Below are 19,174 nucleotides of genomic sequence, written 5' to 3' on the forward strand. Positions count from 1 at the left end.
GCTAAGGAACGCCGCGTGTCCCAGACCGCCGCATATCCCGACGACCCGCGCATCCATGTGGATTCGGACCACCTGCTACGGTTGGGGCCAAAGTCGCGCGCGATCAGCCTTTTGCCACGTCAACCCGCCCGTTCCATCCTCAACGGACGGCACGCTTCGCGCTTGCGCGGGCGCGGTTTGAATTTTGAAGAACTGCGCAACTATCTGCCCGGCGATGACATTCGAACCATCGATTGGAAAGTCACGGCTCGCACAGGAAAGCCGCACGTTAGGGTTTATACCGAAGAACGCGACCGTCCGGCCCTTTTGCTGGTCGACCAGCGCGTTTCGATGTTTTTTGGCACGCAAGTTTTTATGAAGTCCGTGATCGCGGCCGAGGCTGCGGCGATTTCCGCCCACAGAGTGTTGGGCCAAGGCGACCGGGTCGGAGGGCTCGTCTTTGGCGACACTGATCTGGCGGAACATCGCCCGCAACGGCGACCTGCCGCGCTAACGCGTTTTTTGTCATCACTGGGCGCGCTGAACAGTAGTTTGCGCGCCTCGCAGCGCGACGATGCGACCGTGACTTTGAACGCCGTGCTGAAACAGGCCGCCCGCATTGCGCATACCAACACACTGATTTGCGTCTTTTCGGATTTCGACGGGTTGGACGACAGTTCCGAGATTTTGGTGCGTGAACTTTCCGCTTCTAATGATTTAATTTTATTCAATATTTCAGACCCAAGCTCTCGCGAGTTGGTTCCAAACCTCAGGCTGACTGTTTCGGATGGAGACAACCAGATCGAATTGAACAGCGCGGACACAGGTTTGTCGGACCGTATCCGTCATGCGATGGAAGATCGGCTGTCTCAGTTGCAAACTTGGTCACGCCGCTATGGCTTCCCCATCGTGCCATTGACGACGGCGGAACCAACCCTCGACCAACTGCTGAGGCTATTTGGCCATGCCGGAGGCCGCAGATGAGTGTAGACGTCGAAGGCAAATCACTGGTCGATCTGCTGGACATGCTTGAGCCCGCTCCTGCACCGGACCCGGTGTCCATGGTGCCGCAAACTTGGGGATGGCTCGCTCTTGCCGCTCTTGTTGCAGCGCTGATCGCTTTTGGTTTTCATGCGTATTTTCGCCATCGACGGATGAATGCCTATCGGCGCGAGGCGCTGACTGAACTGGCGGTGGCAAAAGACAATCCCGCAAAGATCGCCGAGATCATGCGCCGCACAGCACTTGTTGCCTTTCCACGTAGTCGGGTTGCTTCCCTTCATGGAGACGAGTGGGTCAGATTTCTGACGCAAACTTCTGACCATACGCATTTTTCTGATGTGGAGGCTCGCGTTCTTACGGCGGCGCCCTACACCACCGTGCCCGCCAGTCCCGAACTGACGAAGCTAGCACAGCAATGGATCAGGTCCCACAAACGCGAAAGGAATGCGTAATGTTTTCTTTTGCCGCGCCTTGGGTTTTCGTCCTACTGCCGCTTCCCGCTTTGGTGTACTGGCTTGCACCGCCTCACCGCGAGAAAAGCAGCTCGATCCGCATTCCTTTCTTCCGCCATGTTGCAAAGGCCGCTGGTGTCGAGCCCCGATCAGGGTCCGTCATCCCGCGCCGTGCGGCCTTTCAGACGGGAACCGTCGTTGTGATCTGGTGCCTTCTGATTTTTGCGATGGCCCGGCCTGAAAAGTTGGGAGAACCGGTCGTTGTCGAAAAGTCAGCTCGAGACGTGGTTCTGGCTTTGGACATCTCGGGTTCAATGGACCAGAGGGATTTCACCTCGTCAGACGGCGCGCCAACTCAACGCCTTGCTGCGGTCAAGGACGTATTGCGCCAGTTTATTGCGGAGCGACAAGGCGACCGGATGGCCTTGATCATCTTTGGCACCCGCGCCTTTGTGCAAGCCCCGTTTACCGAAGACCTCAACAGTTTGAACGGCTTTCTGGACCAAACACAAGTCGGCATGGCTGGACCAAACACGGCTCTTGGGGATGCCATAGGACTGGGTATCCGCACCTTTGAATCCAGCGAGGTTGACCAACGTCTGATGATCGTCCTGAGCGACGGCGCTGACACCTCTAGCCGCATGACACCGGTCAATGCGGCGGCTATTGCAGCGGAAAAAGGCGTTGTCATCTATACGGTCGGCGTTGGCGACCCAGACGCGTCGGGCGAGGATCGGGTCGACCTGGATGCGCTAAAGGATATCGCAGACAGAACAGGTGGAGCGTATTTCTTTGCCAATGATCAGGATGCGCTGGCCGAAACATACGCCCGCATTGATGAGCTCAACCCAAGAATTGTGGAAACGCAAAGCTATCGACCACGAGAAAGCCTTGCGCATTATCCACTTGGATTGGTCGTTGTGTTGATGCTGATGACATTGTCTGTCCAGCACGTCGCCCGACAGCGCAAAGGTGCTGCATGACTGGCGTTTTAACAGATTTCCATTTTATTCGAGCGGTTTGGCTCCTGCTCCTCATACCGATTGCGGCTCTGTGGTGGCTGATGCGCCCCAAGCCCAAACCCCGTGCTCAAGAGATGTCCGGGATTGCACCGCACCTTGCTGCTGCACTTGAGTTGGGGGCTGACAATGCGAGACGCCTCTATCCAATTGACGTCGCGATGATTGCGGCGATTCTGGTCACACTGGCTGCTGCGGGGCCAACATGGTCACGGGCACCCAACCCGCTGGTTGCGGACACCGCTCCGTTGGTGATCGCCCTGAAGGTGACCGACAGCATGGAAGAACCAGACTTGGCCCCGTCTCGTCTGGATCGCGCCAAGTTCAAAGTCACCGATCTGATCAATGCGCGCGTGGGTGCCCGAACTGCCTTGATCGCATATGCCGGCACCCCGCATCGTGTCGCACCTTTGACCGAAGACGCCAATATCCTGCGCCCGCTGCTGGAGGGCCTCACCCCCGCCGTTATGCCTAAACAGGGGGATGCAGCCGCTAATGCGCTGACGCTGGCCGAGACGATCCTGAACGATAGCGAAACGCCCGGCGCTGTCCTGTTCGTGTTGGACGACCTCGACCCCTCGCAACTGTCGGATTTCGAGACCGCCACCGTGCCAGTGTTCTTTCTGACAATGCTGCCAAATGGTCAAAGCATCACGCAACTCGACGGCTTGAAAGGGACAACTGTGGTTCCGTTCTCAAGCGATGATCGGGATATCAACCGCTTACAACGTCACATTCAATCAGCATACACAGCCGCACTGGATGATGATGACCGCCTAGACTGGCAAGACAAAGGATGGTTGCTGGCCTGGCCAGCCGCCTTTCTGTCATTGCTTTGGTTTCGCAGAGGTTGGGTGATCCGGTCGCTACTGCTCACCTTTTGCATTTGGTCCCCGTCTGGCCCGGCTTATGCCGATGGCTGGCGGGATTGGTTCTTGACCCCGGACCAACAGGGCCAAATCGCGATGAACCAAAAGCGCTATGCTGAAGCGACCGAGTTGTTTCAGGACCCGTATCAGGAAGGCTATGCACGCCTAAAGGCCGGGCAATACCCTGAAGCTGCTGCGATTTTTGCCGAGCTGGATACGCCCGAAGCCGCGTTTTCCGAAGGTATGGCGCGCATACGAAACCGCGAGTATCGTCCGGCCATCGCGTCCTTTGAAGTCGCATTGGAACGCCGGCCGGATTGGCCAGAAGCTCAGCATAACCTCGAGGTCTCGAAAGCGATCCTCGACTATGTTGAAACTACGCGCGAACAGTCTGATACAGGTGAAGAAGCCGGGATCGGGGCTGATGACACGGTCTTTGACAACGACGCAGGGCGTGGTGAACAGACGACAATTCAGGCTCCGAAAGACGGATCGCAGGCCATGTCCGCTGATCAATGGATCAGCACGATTGATACCGACATGCAGGACTTTCTTCGCAACCGGTTCCTGTTAGAAAATCAGGAGCAGAAGCAATGAGATACCTCGCCCTTCTTATGCTTCTAATTCCGACTGAACTGTTCGCCCAGACCGGCGTCCAGCCACAGGTGACCGCCGAAACACCTACGGAACCCGTTATCGTTGGGCAACCCGCAATTGTGCGCATCAAGGTGCTAGTGCCAACATTCATGCCCTCGCCTCCGGTGTTCCCGTCGCTTGAGCAAGAGAACCTGTTGATGCGCCTGCCGGAACGTGCTTCGGGACCAGTGAGTGAAACCGTCGAAGGTGAAACCTGGTCCGGCGTTCAACGCAGTTATCGCCTCTATCCTCTGAGCGCCGGAGAAATTGCGTTTGGTGCGCAGGACGTCGTAGTCACCTTTGCCGACCCCGAAACAAATGCGCCGGTTCAGGTCAGCGTGCCCTTGCCGGACTTGACCTTAAACGCCGTGGTCCCAGAGGGCGCACGCGACTTGGATCCGCTTATCATCGCAACCGGTCTTACGGTAGATCAGCAGATCGACGGGGACCCAAATATGGAGAATGGTGGATCAATCACGCGCCGCCTGACCGCCAAGATCTCTGGAACAACGCCGTTTCTGGTGCCCGAATTGATCCCCGGCAACCCGGACCCGCTGCTGCGAGCCTATCCTAAAGAGCCACGCTTCACTGAAAATGAGGACCGGGGCGTTCTGTCCGGGCAGCGTGTGGACGAGGTCGTCTACCTTGCGCAGGACGGCGGCCAGACGCAGCTGCCTCCGATCTCGATTCGCTGGTACAATCTGGACAGCAACCAGGTCGAAACCATCGACATTGCCCCGGTCGACTTGACACTGGCCCGACCGCAATGGCAACCGCCGGACGCGGAAACCATACTAAGGTTCGCAGTTTGGTTGGTGGCTTTTGCGCTGTTCTTATGGCTTACCATCCGATTCCTGCGCCCGCGTGTCGACCGATTGCGCCAGCTTCGGCGGGATGCGTTCCTGGCTTCGCCCGACTATGCGTTGGGTGAACTCAAGAATTCACTGCAAGATCATGATATTGCGGCGGCTTACACAGCTTTGGAAATGTGGAAGTCCCGCAGCGGCATGGCCAGTCAAACCACCAGTTTGGACCAGCACCTCGCCCAGATTGGAGCCGCCAGATACTCGGCGCACCCCGACACCAAGACCGAGGATTGGGCCGCGGCGTTGTCGGCGCTCGCGTCACTGAAGCAATCCGCGCAATCGCCAGCGAACCCGTTGCCGCCGCTCAACCCCTGAGCTCAGCACTGACATGAGGCAATCAACTGCCGTCGGTCCTTCAGGCGCACACGCCCATACCCAAGCTCGATCAGCCCCAAATCCGCGAGACGATGCAAGTTGCGATGTAACGTCGGTTGGGAAACGGCCACCATTGCTGCCAGTTCATCCTGGGATATCACAATCCACCCATCGGATTTCGCGGTCCCCTCGTCCAAGTGCAACAGACGCAGAACAAGACGCTTTTCCGTTCCTGTCACGGCAAGATTGGCCATAATACGCAAAGCAGTTTGCATGTTTTCATGCGACAAGGCGTAAAAATCACGGATGTAGTCGGGATTATCGTCGACCAGCCTGTCCAACCGCGACGACGGGAAAAACAGCGTTCGCGTGGTTTGAGTGGCAATGACGCTCACCAGCCTGTTGGCGTCGGCAAACAGGGCCAGATCACCGATCCAGAACCCACCACCTTGCCTGTGCACTACGAATTCCTGACCGTCGTCAGCAGGAGCCGTGATCTGAACCGCGCCATCCAGGACCGCATAAACCCCATTGGCCAAATCCCCGTACAGGTAAAGCGCTTCGTCCGCCGTGAAGTTTTTTTCTGTCCCGCAGGCCAGCAGGTCCGCCTGAAACCGCGCCCCACGCGCACCAAACCAGCCACGGCCCAACAATCGCTTTCTATCACGCGGATTATCAAACATTAGTATTCTTCAATCTCATCATATGATAGGTTCCAAGACATTGTCATAGCCTAAGGTAAGGCTATTCGATTCTCGACGTAATGCGAATTTTTCCTTTCGGGAATCAATACCTTGTTGGCCGATCTGATAAAATAATGATCGCCTTCAATTACTTTTACTTCAACGGGTCATTAAGACCCGGTCAGTTCAGGAGCAAACTATGTCACCACCTCGTTCGATTACAGAAAGTTGGCGCAGCACGATACGCAAAGTCGCGGTAGCTTCGGTCGCTGTTGCACTGGCCCTGCCCGCGTGGGCGCAGGATCAAAAGCCCAACATCCTGGTTATCTGGGGTGACGATATCGGTCAGTCCAACATCTCGGCCTACACGATGGGCCTGATGGGCTACCAGACGCCGAACATCGACCGCGTTGCGAAAGAAGGCATGATCTTCACAGATTATTACGGCGAGCAGTCCTGCACCGCCGGTCGGTCGTCGTACATCATGGGTCAGTCGGTGTTCCGCACAGGTCTGTCGAAAGTTGGTTTGCCCGGTGCTGATCTGGGTATGCAAGTTGAAGATCCAACAATTGCGGGCCTGCTGAAGGACCACGGTTACGTAACCGGTCAGTTCGGTAAGAACCACCTTGGTGACAAAGATGAACATCTGCCGACAAACCATGGTTTTGATGAGTTTTTCGGGAACTTGTATCACCTGAATGCGGAAGAAGAGCCGGAAAACGAAGACTATCCCGGCGATCAGGTTCTGGCCGATGGCCGCACGTTCCGTGAAGCGTATGGTCCGCGTGGCGTGATCAAGTCCAAGGCGGACGGCACGATCGAGGACACTGGTCCGCTGACCCGCAAGCGCATGGAAACGGTGGATGATGAAACTGTTGCTGCCGCAATCGACTTCATCAAGCGTGCGCATGAACAGGGACAACCCTTCTATGTCTGGTGGAACGGAACGCGCATGCACTTCCGCACCCATGTCAAAGATGAAATGCGCCAACAGGCCAACGAAATCTTTGGTGGCGTTGCCGACGAGTACACAGCCGGCATGATCGAGCACGACATGCATGTTGGACAATTGCTTGATCTGTTGGACGAACTTGGCATTGCCGACAATACCATCGTTCACTACTCGACCGATAACGGCCCGCACATGAACACATGGCCGGATGCCGCGGCCACACCGTTTTGGGGTGAGAAAAACACAAACTGGGAAGGCGGCTGGCGCGTTCCTTCAATGGTCCGTTGGCCCGGTCAGATCGAAGCCGGATCGGTTACGAACGAGATCGTGCACCATATGGACTGGCTGCCGACCTATCTGGCGGTTGCTGGCGATCCCGACATCAAGGAAAAGCTGAAAGCAGGTTATAGCTCGTCCGGCATGGGGCGTGACTACAAAGTGCATCTGGATGGCTACAACATCCTGCCCCTGTTGACCGGTGAGACGACTGAAAGCCCGCGCGCCGAGATCTTCTATTTCTCGGATGACGGCGACCTGACAGCGCTGCGCTACGACGACTGGAAGCTGATCTTCCTTGAGCAGAAAGCTTGGGCAACGCTGCGCGCATGGATCGAACCCTGGACCGAGTTGCGCATCCCGCTGATCGTGAACCTGCGTCGTGACCCGTATGAGCGCGCTTATCGCACGTCCAACACCTATTATGACTGGCTGCTGGATCGCGCGTATTTCCTGGTACCGGCACAGCAATATGTGGGCAATTTCCTCGCAACCTTCGAGGAATTCCCACCGCGCCAGAAAGCCGCAAGCTTCAACCTGGATCAGGTTATGGAAAAGCTCGCGACACCGACAAACAACTAAGTCGCGTGTAAATCCAAACCGGGCCGCCACTTCAATGGCGGCCCTTTTTATCTTGAAATTAAACGAGCAATTCATGCGACACTTAGTTCTCAGCGCAGTTCTTGCCTACGCCCCGCTATCACTGCTTGCCGACCCGCTGCCCAGTTGGACCAACAGTCATGCCAAAGACCAGATTGTGGCCTTTGTCGACGGCGTGACCAGCCAAAACAGTCCCAACTATGTGACCCCATCGGACCGAATAGCTGTCTTCGACAATGATGGAACGCTTTGGGCGGAACAGCCCGTTTATTTCCAGTTCATATTTGCCATGGACCGCCTTGCAGAAATGGCAGAACAAGATCCGTCGATCCTGACAACACCCGTATTGGAAGCCGCCGCCAAAGGAGATTTGGCAACGGTATTAGAGGGTGGTCATGACGCGTTGATTGAAGTCGTGAACACCACGCATTCCGGTGACAGCGTTGCAGAGTTCCAGGCTGCTGTGGCCGATTGGTTGGCGACAGAGCGTCATCCCTATACCGATCTTCCTTACGATCAAATGACCTATCAACCGATGGTCGAACTGTTGCGCTATTTGCGGGATGAAGGGTTCACCACATACATTGTCTCGGGCGGTGGCCTGCATTTCATGCGTGTGTTCGCCGAAGAAGCCTATGGCATTCCGCCCAATCAGATTTTGGGAACCTATGGCAACACCAGCTATGAGGTGATTGATGGCACGCCAACGATCGTCAAGGCGCCGGGTATCGCGTTCATTGATGACAAAGAAGGCAAACCCATCAACATCGAACGCACAATCGGCAAGCGCCCGATTCTGGCCGGCGGAAACTCGGACGGTGATTTTGCGATGATGCAGTGGGTCACCGCCGGTGACGGTCCCAGATTGGGCGTACTGATTCATCACACGGATGCTGACCGCGAATGGGCCTATGACCGCGAAAGCGCCATTGGAAAGCTGGCAGACGGGCTGGACAAAGGCCCCGACATGGGTTGGGTCATTGTGGATATGGCGCAGGATTGGACTCGGGTCTACACTGGGGCGAACTGACCCATCCCGGAGCCTTAACCTTATGTGGACATTGCTTGTTTCTGCCGTCGTCTTTGCCCTCTATGCGACGGCAGCAGTGTTCGTCGTCCGCGCGGCGCAAACAGCGCGGACCCCTCAAGGCGCCGTAGGCTGGGTTGTGTTTTTGGTCTCGGCCCCTTTTTTCGCAGTGCCCGCCTACCTGTTTCTGGGCCACCATCGCTTTCGCGGATACCGCATCGCACGTCAGGAAAGCGAACGCGTTGTCGAAGGCATCAAAACCTTCGCCGACTTTTCAAAACCCGATCCCGCGCGCATGTCGATTAACCCGCGTCCGTTCGAAGTTTTGGCGCATTTGCCGGTCTCACGCGGGAACGGGGCCGAGCTACTAATCGATGGACAGGCCACATTTGACGCAATCTTCGACGCCATCGATGCGGCCAAAAGCTATATCCTGATACAATTCTACATCGTGCGCGCTGACGCGTTGGGCCTGCAGCTGCAGGAAAAGCTGATTGCTGCGGCCAAGCGAGGGGTGCGCGTCCGTTTCATGGCCGACGCGGTGGGCAGTTACGGCCTCCCCTCGGATTATCTCGAAACACTTCAGGAGGCCGGGATTGACGTGGCTAATCCGAAGGATCAGCGCGGCCCCAATTTCCGATTTCAACTCAACTATCGAAACCACCGCAAAACCGTTGTCATCGATGGGGAAACCGGGTTCATAGGCGGTCACAACGTTGGCGTGGAATACCTGGGGCAGGACAAGCATTTCGGTCATTGGCGCGACACGCACCTAAAGATGACCGGCCATATCGTGCGCCAATTGCAGTTGATTTTCACCGAAGACTGGCACTGGGCTCGGGACGAAGATCTGATCGACGAGTTGGATTGGGCGGGCTCCGAAGCCGAGCAAGACATGAACGCCTTGTTGGTTGCCACCGGTCCCGGTGACGAAACGGAAACCGGTGCGATGATGTTCTTTGCCGCCATTGCTGCAGCTAAGGAAAGGCTCTGGATTGCTTCACCTTATTTTGTACCGGATATCGACGTGATGACCGCTCTGCAACACGCGGCAATGCGCGGGGTGGATGTGCGCATTCTGGTGCCCGATATGATCGACCACCGCCTGCCCTGGCTGGCCGCATTCGCCTATTTTGACGAAGCTCGTGACTGCGGCGCGCGTATTTTTCGCTATACCGACGGCTTCATGCATCAAAAGGCTTTTGTGGTCGATGACACGCTGGCAGCGGTAGGCACCACCAATCTGGACAACCGCTCTTTCCGACTGAATTTCGAGGCGATGGCCCTGTTCTTTGATGTCAGGGCCGCGAACCGGGTCGCAGAGATGCTGCAAGCAGATTTCGAGAACAGTTATGAACTGACGCGCGCTCTGGCCCAGCAACCTGTTCATATCCGCTTTGGGTCCCCTCTGGCGCGGTTGTTTGCTCCGATCCTTTAGGAAAAGAACTTTTCCTGAAAGACCCGTGTCATCATTGCAACCAGGTAAGCCGTCGACAGACCAAAGGCCAACAGTCCAGCGACCGACGCGAAAGAGCCAAAGATACGCAACCCTTCACCCAGCACGATGTCGCCGTAGCCCAATGTCGTGAATGTCACCAATGAAAAATATATGGCCGTATTCCAATCCGGCAGCACCTCAAGCAGCACCCAAACTATGGCCCAAATCCAGACCTGTATCGTGTGCGTTGCGACGATGAACGCCAAAGATACTGCTATGGGCGCAGCGGTTCCGATATACACACCTTTGTCCGCCCATTTTTTGTCCCATTTGATAATCGTGACGGTGCACCAGGTCAGCAACAGGATTTCGATCACAAAGCAGAGCCCCAGAAAGGTACTGCCCCAAATGATCTGATGCAGCAACGTCATGTTTTTCATCCTGATTTACGGCAGTGGATCGTCAGGGCAGAATGACCTTTTGAGTTACAAGGCACAACCCCGGCCAATACCAAGTTCACCTGCGGCGAATGGAACCGGGTGATGGTCTGTACTGGACAGTTTGGATTTCCGCCGCAAATTCTTGGAAGAAAAGAAGGCAGATCATGTTGTTGACCATCGACCGTGTCCAGAAATCCTATCCCGGCGGGCGTCCGGTGCTGCGCGATGTATCTCTGGTTCTGGATCAGGGGCAAACTTTGGCCCTGACCGGTGAAAGCGGCAGCGGCAAAAGTACCCTGCTGAACCTTGTCGCAGCCCTGGACAGCTTTGACGGGGGCGAGATCACATTAGGGGATACACGTCTGTCCACGCTGGATGATGCAGGGCGGGCGGCGCTGCGCCGGAACCATGTGTCGCTGGTGTTTCAACAATTCAATTTGATCCCGTCCCTGACGGTTGCACAGAACCTGTCTTTTCATGCGCGCCTTGCCGGTGTCGAAGATACTGCTTGGAACAGCCATTTGGCGGAACGACTGGGCCTGTCAGACTTGCAGGACCGTTACCCCGAGAACCTGTCGGGCGGTCAGCAACAAAGGGTTGCCATTGGCCGCGCCATGGCAGCGCGTCCCAAGCTGCTGCTGGCTGATGAACCGACCGGCAATCTGGACGAAACCGCCAGCGCAACCGTACTGGACCTGATGTTGTCACTTGTCGCCGACACCAAAGCGGCACTGTTGCTGGTGACGCATTCCCAACAAATCGCCGCGCGACTGGACCGTCAAGTCACGCTGAGCGGCGGGCGGATTCAATGACATGGCCCGTCATTCAGGCCCTGATGTCCCATTGGCGGGTGCATCGGTTACAACTGGCGACCTTGCTGGTCGGCATCGCTTTGGCCACCGGTTTGTGGTCGGCTGTACAAGCCATCAACGCCGAAGCGCGTGCAAGCTATGCGCGGGCCAACGCTCAATTGGCCATCGGCCAATTTGACGAGCTTCGAGACCCGTCGGGACCGATTTCAGTCTCTCGTTATGTCGACCTGCGCCGTGCAGGCTGGCAGGTTGCAGCCGTTCTGGAAGGCCCATACCGTATCGGCGGACGAACCTTGCGCCTAATGGGCGTGGATATGGTTGCCTACCCTGCCCTGCCTGCCGTGACTGAAGCGGAACAGAGCGCAGCTCCGCCTGAGCCTGTGGACATGTTGACCTCTCCGGGCCGCATTCTTGTATCACCCGAATTAGAGGTGCTGCTGCGTGGTCAAGACAGCCTGCCCCCCATTCTGACCACCTCAGCCCTGCCTTCGGACGTTATTCTGACTGACATCGGCGTGGCCGAGGGCCTGTTGAACCAAACAGGCGTCATCTCGCGGCTTGTCGTGCTGCCGAACCAACCGCGCGACCTGCCCCCTCTCAATCAGGTCGCACCTGAACTGGACCGCATCAGCCCCTCAGCGCAAGTCGATACCGCTCAGTTGACCGACAGCTTTCATTTGAACTTGTCGGCGTTTGGACTTCTGTCTTTTGCCGTTGGGCTGTTCATCGTCAATGGCACCGTTGGTCTGGCCTTTGCCCAGCGACGCGGCATGATCCGCACCTTGCGTGCTTTAGGCGTGTCCATGCGTCGGCTGGTTTGGCTGGTACTGACCGAATTAACCCTGTTGGCCCTGATCGGAGGCAGTCTTGGATTGCTGTTGGGCTTCTTTCTGGCCGGAGCGTTGCTGCCTGATGTCGCCGCAACTTTGCGTGGGCTCTATGGCGCGCCTGTGACCGGACAACTGACGCTGCAACCTCAGTGGGTTGTCGCTGGAATCGCTATGGCAGTTTTCGGAACCCTGCTGGCCAGCGGTCACGCGTTGTGGCGCTTGTCCAACATGCCTTTGCTCGAAGGACCGGGCGTGCAGGCGTGGCAGAGCAATTCCCGCGCGCGCCACATCGTCGGAGCAATGGGTCTGATCCTGATTGTCGGAGGATCGCTGGCCTATGTCAGCATTGGAGGGCTTGTTGCAGGTTTCACCTTATTGGCCGGATTGCTGACAGGTGCGGCCTTGCTGTTGCCATCGCTTCTGGCCATGGCTCTGTCTGTACTGGCACGTACGGCGCGTGGTCCTGTTGCGCAATGGGTCTGGGCAGACCTACGGGCGCAATTGCCTGGCCTGTCTTTGGCCCTGATGGCGCTGTTACTGGCCTTGGCGGCAAATATTGGCGTGGGAACAATGGTTTCCAGCTTCAGGTTAACCTTTGTCGGCTGGCTGGATCAACGGCTGACGGCCGAGTTGTACGTGACTGCGCGTGACGAAGATCAGGCACGCGAGATGACCATTTGGCTGCGCCCTCAGGTCGATGCCATTTTGCCGATCCGCAGCGTAGAACTGCCCCATGAAACCGGCCCGTTATTCTTATACGGCGTGGTGGATGATCCCGTGTACCGGCAGTACTGGCCGTTGATTGCCTCAACCGCCACTGTTTGGGATGATGTGATGGCCGGAGACGCCGTGCTTATCAACGAACAACTGGCGCGACGCGCGTCTTTATGGCCCGGTGCCCAGCTACAACTTGCCCAGAACCACGTTTTGCCGATCGCAGGGGTCTATTCCGACTATGGCAATCCAACGGGTCAAGCCATCGTTTCAATGGCGCAACTGGATCGTATCGCACCGGGGGCCGAGATGCGGAGGTTTGGTATCCGCATGCCACCGGAAGACGCGACTGCAATGGCACAAACCCTGCGCGCCCAATTTGACCTGCCGCCGCTGTCTGTGGTTCAGCAAGCGGCCATGAAGGCGCAATCACTGGCGATCTTTGAGAAGACCTTTGTTGTGACATCTGCGCTGAACGTTCTGACCCTTGGCGTGGCGGGATTCGCCATCCTGACCAGCCTGTTGACGCTGTGGACACAACGCCTGCCGCAAATCGCCCCTGTTTGGGCGCTGGGGCTGAACCTGGTGCAACTGGCACGGCTGGAGCTCTTGCGAAGCGTGTTGCTGGCTGCACTGACGGCAGTCCTTGCGTTGCCGCTGGGACTGATCCTGGCATGGGTTCTGCTGGCAGTGATCAACGTACAGGCCTTCGGTTGGCGGCTTCCCATGTTCGTCTTCCCATGGGACTGGCTGTGGCTATTTTTGTTGACGCTTGTGGCGGCCATAATTGCAGCAGCCCTGCCCGCGTTGCGGATGCTGCGCCTGCCCCCTGCCGACTTGCTGAGAGTGTTCGCCAATGAACGTTAAAACCCTATTGCTCTGCTTGCTCATCACTTGTCCACTGCCGCTTTGGGCACAGGGCTATGCAGGTTTGGGCGGATCAGCCGAGGGCTTTGATGTACCGAAAGAAGGGTATGCGTTCGATTTCCCCAAGGATCATGGCCCCCATCCGGCTTACCGGATCGAATGGTGGTATCTGACGGCCAACCTCAAGGGTGAAGATGGGCGCGACTATGGTGTTCAGTGGACCCTGTTCCGATCTGCTCTGAAGCCCTTTGAAACCGCCGGTTGGCAAAGCCCGCAAATCTGGATGGGTCACGCGGCGACAACAACGCCTGACACGCATTACTTCGCTGAGCGTCTTTCGCGTGGCGGGATTGGTCAGGCAGGCGTAACCGCTGAACCCTTTGAGGCGTGGATCGACGAATGGCGCATGGCCGGTCCTGATTTCGACACCCTTACCCTGACGGCCAACGGAGAGGATTTCAGCTATGATCTGTCGCTGACCGCTCAGGGGCCATTGGTGTTTCACGGCGATGCAGGGTATTCGGTCAAATCTGCGGATGGTCAGGCCAGCTATTATTACTCGCAGCCTTTTTACGCGGTTGAAGGTGTTCTTCGACTGCCAGACGGCGATGTGCACGTCACAGGCCAGGGTTGGTTGGACCGTGAATGGTCGTCGCAGCCGCTTGCTGCGGATCAAAGTGGATGGGATTGGTTTTCCCTCAGCTTCGAGGGCGGCGACAAGATGATGGCTTTTCGATTGCGTGGGGGGCGCGGCGACTTTACCTCGGCCACTTGGATCAATGCCGACGGCAGTACCGAGGCTATCCCTAACGGAACCGTCCAAATGACGCCGCTGGCCACGGACCAAGTCGCAGGGCGCGAGGTTCCAACACACTGGCGCGTTGCCTTACCGGATCGGGGTGTTGAAGTTGACGTTTCTGCCATCACACCCGAAGCATGGATGGGAACCCGCTTTGAGTATTGGGAAGGACCTGTCACCGTAACCGGAAGCCATGAAGGCATCGGATACCTTGAGATGACAGGGTATTGATCCCTGAAGTCTGTTCAGCGCACGACGTAAACAGAAACCGAAGAATGTCGCACAACACGTGATGCGTTGGGACCCAGCAGGTAATCCTTGAAATCCGGCTTGTGCGCACCGATTACGATCAAATCGGACCCGGCGCCTTCAGCAGTTTTCAGGATTTCCTGATAGGCCGTTCCTGTCGCCACAACATGGCGGATAGTTTCATTTCTCTCTGACCCCAGTGCTTTGACACACAGCGATGTCAGAGTGGCCTGCGCCTCTTCAAAAGCCTTGTCGTGGAAGTCGGCCTCAAAGAACCCTGACACCCAACTTTCACCAAAATCCGGCAGCACGGTCACAACATCCAGCTGCGCCCCTTCCAGGTCCGCCAGAGCGGCCGCCTTTTGCAGAACCGGCACATCAATCTCACCATTGCTGATATCAATGGCGCATAGAACTGAACGTGTCATGCAAGCACCTCTCGTCTGGCGGCCCGGCCGCGTTGCAAAAGCGCGATGAGGCCAAGAAGAACCATCGCAGGGATATAGACCAACTGCTTGGGTGGCTGACTGGACGGCAAGCTGACCGAGGTCAGGCTTACGGCCTCATCCCCGTAATAATCGAAGATATCCAGATCGCCTGAAAGCGGTGTTCCTGGGAACGGTTCGTCCAGTTTAACAACGCCGTCTTCAGGGATCAGGATTAGCCCCAACGCCTCGACCCGCGCTGCGCCGCCGTCTTCCGAACCCACCGTGGCCACCACAGTTGTATCAGTCATTTCAAGCGTGTCGAAGTCTGGCCCGGACACAACAAGCCGCATCTCTGTTCCGGGTGGAACCTGACCGATTGTCTCTTCGAACGCAGCAGGTTCAACCGATTGGAACGGAGGCGAAATGCGGTCCATAAAGAAGTCCGGCCTGAACAAGGCAAAGGCCACAAAGATCAGCGCGATGCTTTCATAGATCCGGCTGTGGGTCAGGAAGTACCCCATTGTACCGGCAGTAAAGACCAGAATGGCTATGGTGGCGAATATGGCGACGATTATGCCTTCGACCCATGTCACATCGATCAACAACAGGTCGGTGTTGAAGATGAACACAAACGGCAACGCCACAGTGCGCAGGCTGTAGAAGAACGCCGTGAAACCGGTCTTGATCGCATCACCACCCGAGACAGCAGCGGCCGCGAAACTGGCCAGACCCACAGGCGGTGTCACGTCCGCCATAATACCGAAGTAAAAGACAAACAGGTGGACAGCGATCAGCGGCACGATCAGCCCGCTTTGCGCGCCCAGTTCGACAACCACACCAGCCATCAACGAGCTGACGACGATATAGTTCGCCGTGGTCGGCAGGCCCATACCTAGGATCAGGCTGAGGATACCGACCATGATCAGCATCAGGATCAGGTTGCCACCCGAGAGGAACTCGACCAGATCGGCCATCACCTGTCCTACACCGGTCAGCGTCACCGTACCCACGATCACGCCCGCCGTGGCTGTGGCCAAAGCGATCCCGATCATGTTCCGCGCGCCGTCGATCAGGCCCTGCCACAGGTCGGCCACACCGTCGATAAAGCGGTTGTACACATCGCTTTCGCCGCGGAAGACCGCCTTGAGCGGTTTTTGCGTCAGCAGGATCACGAACAGTAACGCGGTTGCCCAAAAGGCTGACAAACCAGGAGATTTCTGTTCGATCATCAGGAAATAGACAAGCACAATAATCGGCAGCAGATAGTGCAGACCTGCCTTGTAGATGTCTGCAATGACCGGCAGCGTGACCTCTTTGGCGTTTGGATCGTCGGGCTCAAGATCCGGCACCTGAGCGGCCAGATAAAGCAACACGACATAGATGGCGCAAACGATCAGGCTAAGGATCAATCCAGCCGCCGAAGGTGCCCAACTTGTCACCGCATCCACCGGGAATTGCGAGCTATAGCACAGACCGGCAAATACCACGAAGAAAGACAACATCCCAACAACGGTCCGCGCCAAATGCACATCCCGGTCGCCCAGGGTTGGCATGTTCCGCTTAACCGCTTCAAGATGGACGATATAGACCAGCGCGATGTAGGAAATCGCAGCAGGCAAGAAGGCGTGGGTGATGACCTCGACATATGAGATGCCCACATATTCCACCATCAGGAAGGCCGCAGCGCCCATAACCGGTGGCATGATCTGGCCATTTACCGAAGACGCAACCTCGACCGAGCCAGCTTGTTCGCTGGAAAAGCCCACCCGTTTCATCAACGGAATGGTGAAGGTGCCGGTGGTTACAACGTTGGCAATCGACGAACCCGAGATCAGCCCGGTCGCGGCAGAGCCCACAACGGCAGCCTTCGCAGGGCCGCCACGCAGATGGCCAAGCGCCCCGAAGGCCATTTTGATGAAATAGTTCCCTGCCCCGGCCTTATCCAACAAGGCGCCAAACAGAACGAACAGGAAGACGAATTTCGTGGAAACGCCAAGAGCGATGCCAAACACACCTTCTGACGTGATCCACATATGGCTCATGGCCTTTTTCAGGCTCGCGCCTTTCCAGCGGATAACTTCGGGCACCCATTCGGATGAACCGAAGAAGACATAAGCCAAAAAGATCGTCGCGATGATCGCCATGGCCGGGCCAAGCGCGCGGCGCGCGGCCTCGAACAACAGTAGCAGGCCGCCCAATGCGATCCACTTGTCCGTGTCATCGGCAAGCCCGCCCGCATTGACGATCTTGTCGTAGAAGAAATACCCATAAAGCGCGACAAACGCGCCCAGAATACCCATGATCCAGTCCTGAATCGGGATATAGTTCCGAGGGCTGGACTTCAGCGCCGGATAAGCCGCAAAGGCCAGAAACATCGCAAAAGCCAGATGGAACTGGCGCGAGTTGTTCACAACGCTTCCGGGAAGGACATAGTTCGAGATTGGCGAGGCCAGAACAACCTGAAAAATCGACCAGATTGCAGCCACGATGGCCAGAAAAATCCCGACGTTGCCGACCGGGTTGCGCCCGCCGGCGTCGGAAGACGCAACCAGATCCTGAAGCTCTTCTTCAGATAGCGGGCGATTGGATTGTGTGTCGGAACTCATAAAATGTCTCCCCGTCACGGCCTTTTCCGGCCTTTTGGAACCCCGTTTTACACGGGTTGTGTGCAGGGCGCCCGAAGGCACCCTGCGTCAGGTCTGGCTTACTGAATCCAGCCTTTTTCTTTGTAGTACTTTTCAGCACCCGGATGCAGCGGTGCCGACAGGCCGTCCGCGATCATCTCTTCGGGCTTCAGGTTGGCAAATGCAGGGTGCAGCTTTTTGAAGTCATCGAAGTTCTCGAAGACCGAGCTGACAACCGCATAGACCGCATCTTCCGATACGTCTGCTGACGTCACAAAGGTTGCGCCCACACCAAAGGTCGACGTGTCGCCATCAGATCCACGGTACATGCCACCGGGAATGGTTGCGGTGCGGTAGAACGAGTTGTCGTTGACCAGTTTGTCCACGGCTTCGCCGCTGACATTCACCAGAACCGAGTCACATGCGGTGGTGGCTTCCTGAATCGAACCCGAAGGGTGACCGACGGTGTAAACCATCGCATCGATCTGGTTGTCGCACAGTGCAGCCGACTGTTCAGCCGCCTTCAGTTCGGTCGCCAGTTCGAAATCGCCCGTGGTCCAGCCCATTTCACCCAGCAGAACCTCCATGGTGCCGCGCTGACCGGAACCGGGGTTGCCGATGTTGACGCGCTTGCCTTTCAGGTCCTCAAAATTGGTGATGCCGGAATCGGCGCGGGCCACAACGGTGAACGGCTCGGGGTGAACCGAGAAAACGGCGCGCAGGTTTTCGAACGGGCCAGCCTCTTCGAACTTCGAGGTGCCGTTATAGGCATGGTACTGCCAGTCTGACTGTGCCACACCAAACTCCAGTTCGCCTTCGCGAATGGTGTTGATGTTGTAGACCGAACCACCGGTCGATTCGACCGAGCAGCGCACGCCATGTTCCTTGCGGCCTTTGTTCACCAGACGGCAGATCGCGCCTCCTGTCGGGTAATACACGCCGGTTACGCCACCGGTGCCGATTGTGATGAACTCTTCCGCATACGCGGCTGGTGCCATCATGGCCGCCGTCACAAACGCGCCAAGGCTCAGTTTGCTGCTGTTTTTCATGTTTTAACTCCCAATTTTTTATCTGGCAGTTGGAACCCAAGTGGGTCGACCTGCTCAGGGAAGCGTGCCGATAATACAATCCGGCCCGTCCCGCAACAGGTACAACTCTTTGAATTTTCCAATTTCTCCCAACCCTTGTGAGGTTTCATTCAGAGACGCTGATTGTCAAGGCCGCCGCCCGGTCTGACCGCCTCAAACCGCATATATGAGCTTGAATTGCGAAGTTTCCCCATCAGCGCAATGCGCGC

Annotated in this window: 16 protein-coding genes; 11 read left to right on the top strand and 5 right to left on the bottom strand. The window is 56.9% G+C overall.

Features of this window, described 5'->3' with window-relative positions; genetic code table 11:
• The first annotated feature begins 15 nt into the window (after positions 1-15).
• From GS646_RS08385 to GS646_RS08405, 5 genes are all read left to right on the top strand, one after another.
• Positions 16-963, top strand: coding sequence for a DUF58 domain-containing protein (locus GS646_RS08385; RefSeq protein ID WP_171646927.1), 948 nt, complete (start codon positions 16-18; stop codon positions 961-963).
• Positions 960-1,433 (top strand): DUF4381 domain-containing protein, encoded by a 474-nt coding sequence (locus GS646_RS08390; protein WP_171646925.1) that lies wholly within the window; start codon positions 960-962, stop codon positions 1,431-1,433. Before GS646_RS08385 ends, GS646_RS08390 begins: the two co-directional genes overlap by 4 nt.
• Positions 1,433-2,416 (top strand): VWA domain-containing protein, encoded by a 984-nt coding sequence (locus GS646_RS08395; RefSeq protein WP_171646922.1) that lies wholly within the window; start codon positions 1,433-1,435, stop codon positions 2,414-2,416. The genes GS646_RS08390 and GS646_RS08395 overlap by 1 nt, the downstream gene beginning before the upstream one ends.
• A gap of 80 nt (positions 2,417-2,496) precedes the next feature.
• Positions 2,497-3,918: a VWA domain-containing protein gene (locus tag GS646_RS08400; RefSeq protein ID WP_253758529.1), complete on the top strand. Its 1,422-nt coding sequence runs from the start codon at positions 2,497-2,499 to the stop codon at positions 3,916-3,918.
• Positions 3,915-5,138: a BatD family protein gene (locus GS646_RS08405; RefSeq protein WP_171183082.1), complete on the top strand. Its 1,224-nt coding sequence runs from the start codon at positions 3,915-3,917 to the stop codon at positions 5,136-5,138. Before GS646_RS08400 ends, GS646_RS08405 begins: the two co-directional genes overlap by 4 nt.
• A gap of 2 nt (positions 5,139-5,140) precedes the next feature.
• Here the strand turns inward: GS646_RS08405 and GS646_RS08410 are convergent, their stop codons facing one another.
• Positions 5,141-5,821, bottom strand: a complete 681-nt coding sequence (locus GS646_RS08410) for a Crp/Fnr family transcriptional regulator (protein ID WP_171183081.1) — start codon at positions 5,819-5,821, stop codon at positions 5,141-5,143.
• 199 nt (positions 5,822-6,020) lie between these two features.
• Here GS646_RS08410 and GS646_RS08415 point away from each other — a divergent pair, with 199 nt between their 5' ends.
• The 3 genes from GS646_RS08415 to cls all read left to right on the top strand — a co-directional run bounded on the left by GS646_RS08415 (position 6,021) and on the right by cls (position 10,114).
• Positions 6,021-7,631 carry an arylsulfatase gene (locus tag GS646_RS08415; protein WP_171183079.1) on the top strand — a complete coding sequence of 537 codons (1,611 nt, stop codon included), beginning with the start codon at positions 6,021-6,023 and terminating at the stop codon, positions 7,629-7,631.
• Between the two features lie 73 nt (positions 7,632-7,704).
• Complete coding sequence (locus GS646_RS08420; protein ID WP_171183077.1) at positions 7,705-8,679, top strand: HAD family phosphatase; 975 nt, start codon at positions 7,705-7,707, stop codon at positions 8,677-8,679.
• A gap of 22 nt (positions 8,680-8,701) precedes the next feature.
• On the top strand, positions 8,702-10,114 hold the full coding sequence (gene cls / locus GS646_RS08425) for a cardiolipin synthase (RefSeq protein WP_171646917.1): 1,413 nt from the start codon (positions 8,702-8,704) through the stop codon (positions 10,112-10,114).
• On the opposite strand, the gene GS646_RS08430 is transcribed toward cls, so the two are convergent.
• Positions 10,111-10,545, bottom strand: coding sequence for an ion channel (locus GS646_RS08430; protein ID WP_171183073.1), 435 nt, complete (start codon positions 10,543-10,545; stop codon positions 10,111-10,113). The genes cls and GS646_RS08430 overlap by 4 nt on opposite strands.
• A 173-nt stretch (positions 10,546-10,718) precedes the next feature.
• On the opposite strand from GS646_RS08430, the gene GS646_RS08435 reads away from it, so the two are divergent.
• The 3 genes from GS646_RS08435 to GS646_RS08445 are packed head-to-tail and all read left to right on the top strand — an operon-like array spanning position 10,719 to position 14,807.
• Entirely contained in the window at positions 10,719-11,366 is a 648-nt protein-coding gene (locus GS646_RS08435; RefSeq protein ID WP_171183071.1) for an ABC transporter ATP-binding protein, read from the top strand.
• A complete protein-coding gene (locus GS646_RS08440) occupies positions 11,363-13,777 on the top strand; it encodes an ABC transporter permease (RefSeq protein WP_171646914.1) in 2,415 nt (804 codons plus the stop codon). Before GS646_RS08435 ends, GS646_RS08440 begins: the two co-directional genes overlap by 4 nt.
• Positions 13,767-14,807, top strand: a complete 1,041-nt coding sequence (locus GS646_RS08445) for a lipocalin-like domain-containing protein (RefSeq protein ID WP_171646911.1) — start codon at positions 13,767-13,769, stop codon at positions 14,805-14,807. The genes GS646_RS08440 and GS646_RS08445 overlap by 11 nt, the downstream gene beginning before the upstream one ends.
• A gap of 14 nt (positions 14,808-14,821) precedes the next feature.
• Here the strand turns inward: GS646_RS08445 and GS646_RS08450 are convergent, their stop codons facing one another.
• From GS646_RS08450 to GS646_RS08460, 3 genes are all read right to left on the bottom strand, one after another.
• The gene (locus tag GS646_RS08450; RefSeq protein ID WP_171183065.1) at positions 14,822-15,253 is read right to left on the bottom strand and encodes a universal stress protein; all 432 of its coding nucleotides are present in this window, start codon (positions 15,251-15,253) and stop codon (positions 14,822-14,824) included.
• Complete coding sequence (locus GS646_RS08455; protein WP_171183062.1) at positions 15,250-17,859, bottom strand: TRAP transporter permease; 2,610 nt, start codon at positions 17,857-17,859, stop codon at positions 15,250-15,252. The genes GS646_RS08450 and GS646_RS08455 overlap by 4 nt, the downstream gene beginning before the upstream one ends.
• Before the next feature lie 98 nt (positions 17,860-17,957).
• Positions 17,958-18,926 (bottom strand): TAXI family TRAP transporter solute-binding subunit, encoded by a 969-nt coding sequence (locus GS646_RS08460; RefSeq protein ID WP_171089876.1) that lies wholly within the window; start codon positions 18,924-18,926, stop codon positions 17,958-17,960.
• Between the last annotated feature and the right edge of the window lie 248 nt (positions 18,927-19,174).

This window comes from Ruegeria sp. HKCCD4315 (assembly GCF_013112245.1).
Taxonomy (GTDB): Bacteria; Pseudomonadota; Alphaproteobacteria; order Rhodobacterales; family Rhodobacteraceae; genus Ruegeria.

Excerpts from the sequence above, each read along its gene's own strand:
- GS646_RS08390 (WP_171646925.1), top strand. The coding sequence starts at position 960 with ATGAGTGTAGACGTCGAAGGCAAATCACTGGTCGATCTGCTGGACATG.
- GS646_RS08395 (WP_171646922.1), top strand. The coding sequence starts at position 1,433 with ATGTTTTCTTTTGCCGCGCCTTGGGTTTTCGTCCTACTGCCGCTTCCC.
- GS646_RS08400 (WP_253758529.1), top strand. The coding sequence starts at position 2,497 with ATGCGCCCCAAGCCCAAACCCCGTGCTCAAGAGATGTCCGGGATTGCA.
- GS646_RS08405 (WP_171183082.1), top strand. The coding sequence starts at position 3,915 with ATGAGATACCTCGCCCTTCTTATGCTTCTAATTCCGACTGAACTGTTC.
- GS646_RS08410 (WP_171183081.1), bottom strand. The coding sequence starts at position 5,821 with ATGTTTGATAATCCGCGTGATAGAAAGCGATTGTTGGGCCGTGGCTGG.
- GS646_RS08415 (WP_171183079.1), top strand. The coding sequence starts at position 6,021 with ATGTCACCACCTCGTTCGATTACAGAAAGTTGGCGCAGCACGATACGC.
- GS646_RS08420 (WP_171183077.1), top strand. The coding sequence starts at position 7,705 with ATGCGACACTTAGTTCTCAGCGCAGTTCTTGCCTACGCCCCGCTATCA.
- cls (WP_171646917.1), top strand. The coding sequence starts at position 8,702 with ATGTGGACATTGCTTGTTTCTGCCGTCGTCTTTGCCCTCTATGCGACG.
- GS646_RS08430 (WP_171183073.1), bottom strand. The coding sequence starts at position 10,545 with ATGACGTTGCTGCATCAGATCATTTGGGGCAGTACCTTTCTGGGGCTC.
- GS646_RS08435 (WP_171183071.1), top strand. The coding sequence starts at position 10,719 with ATGTTGTTGACCATCGACCGTGTCCAGAAATCCTATCCCGGCGGGCGT.
- GS646_RS08440 (WP_171646914.1), top strand. The coding sequence starts at position 11,363 with ATGACATGGCCCGTCATTCAGGCCCTGATGTCCCATTGGCGGGTGCAT.
- GS646_RS08445 (WP_171646911.1), top strand. The coding sequence starts at position 13,767 with ATGAACGTTAAAACCCTATTGCTCTGCTTGCTCATCACTTGTCCACTG.
- GS646_RS08450 (WP_171183065.1), bottom strand. The coding sequence starts at position 15,253 with ATGACACGTTCAGTTCTATGCGCCATTGATATCAGCAATGGTGAGATT.
- GS646_RS08455 (WP_171183062.1), bottom strand. The coding sequence starts at position 17,859 with ATGAGTTCCGACACACAATCCAATCGCCCGCTATCTGAAGAAGAGCTT.
- GS646_RS08460 (WP_171089876.1), bottom strand. The coding sequence starts at position 18,926 with ATGAAAAACAGCAGCAAACTGAGCCTTGGCGCGTTTGTGACGGCGGCC.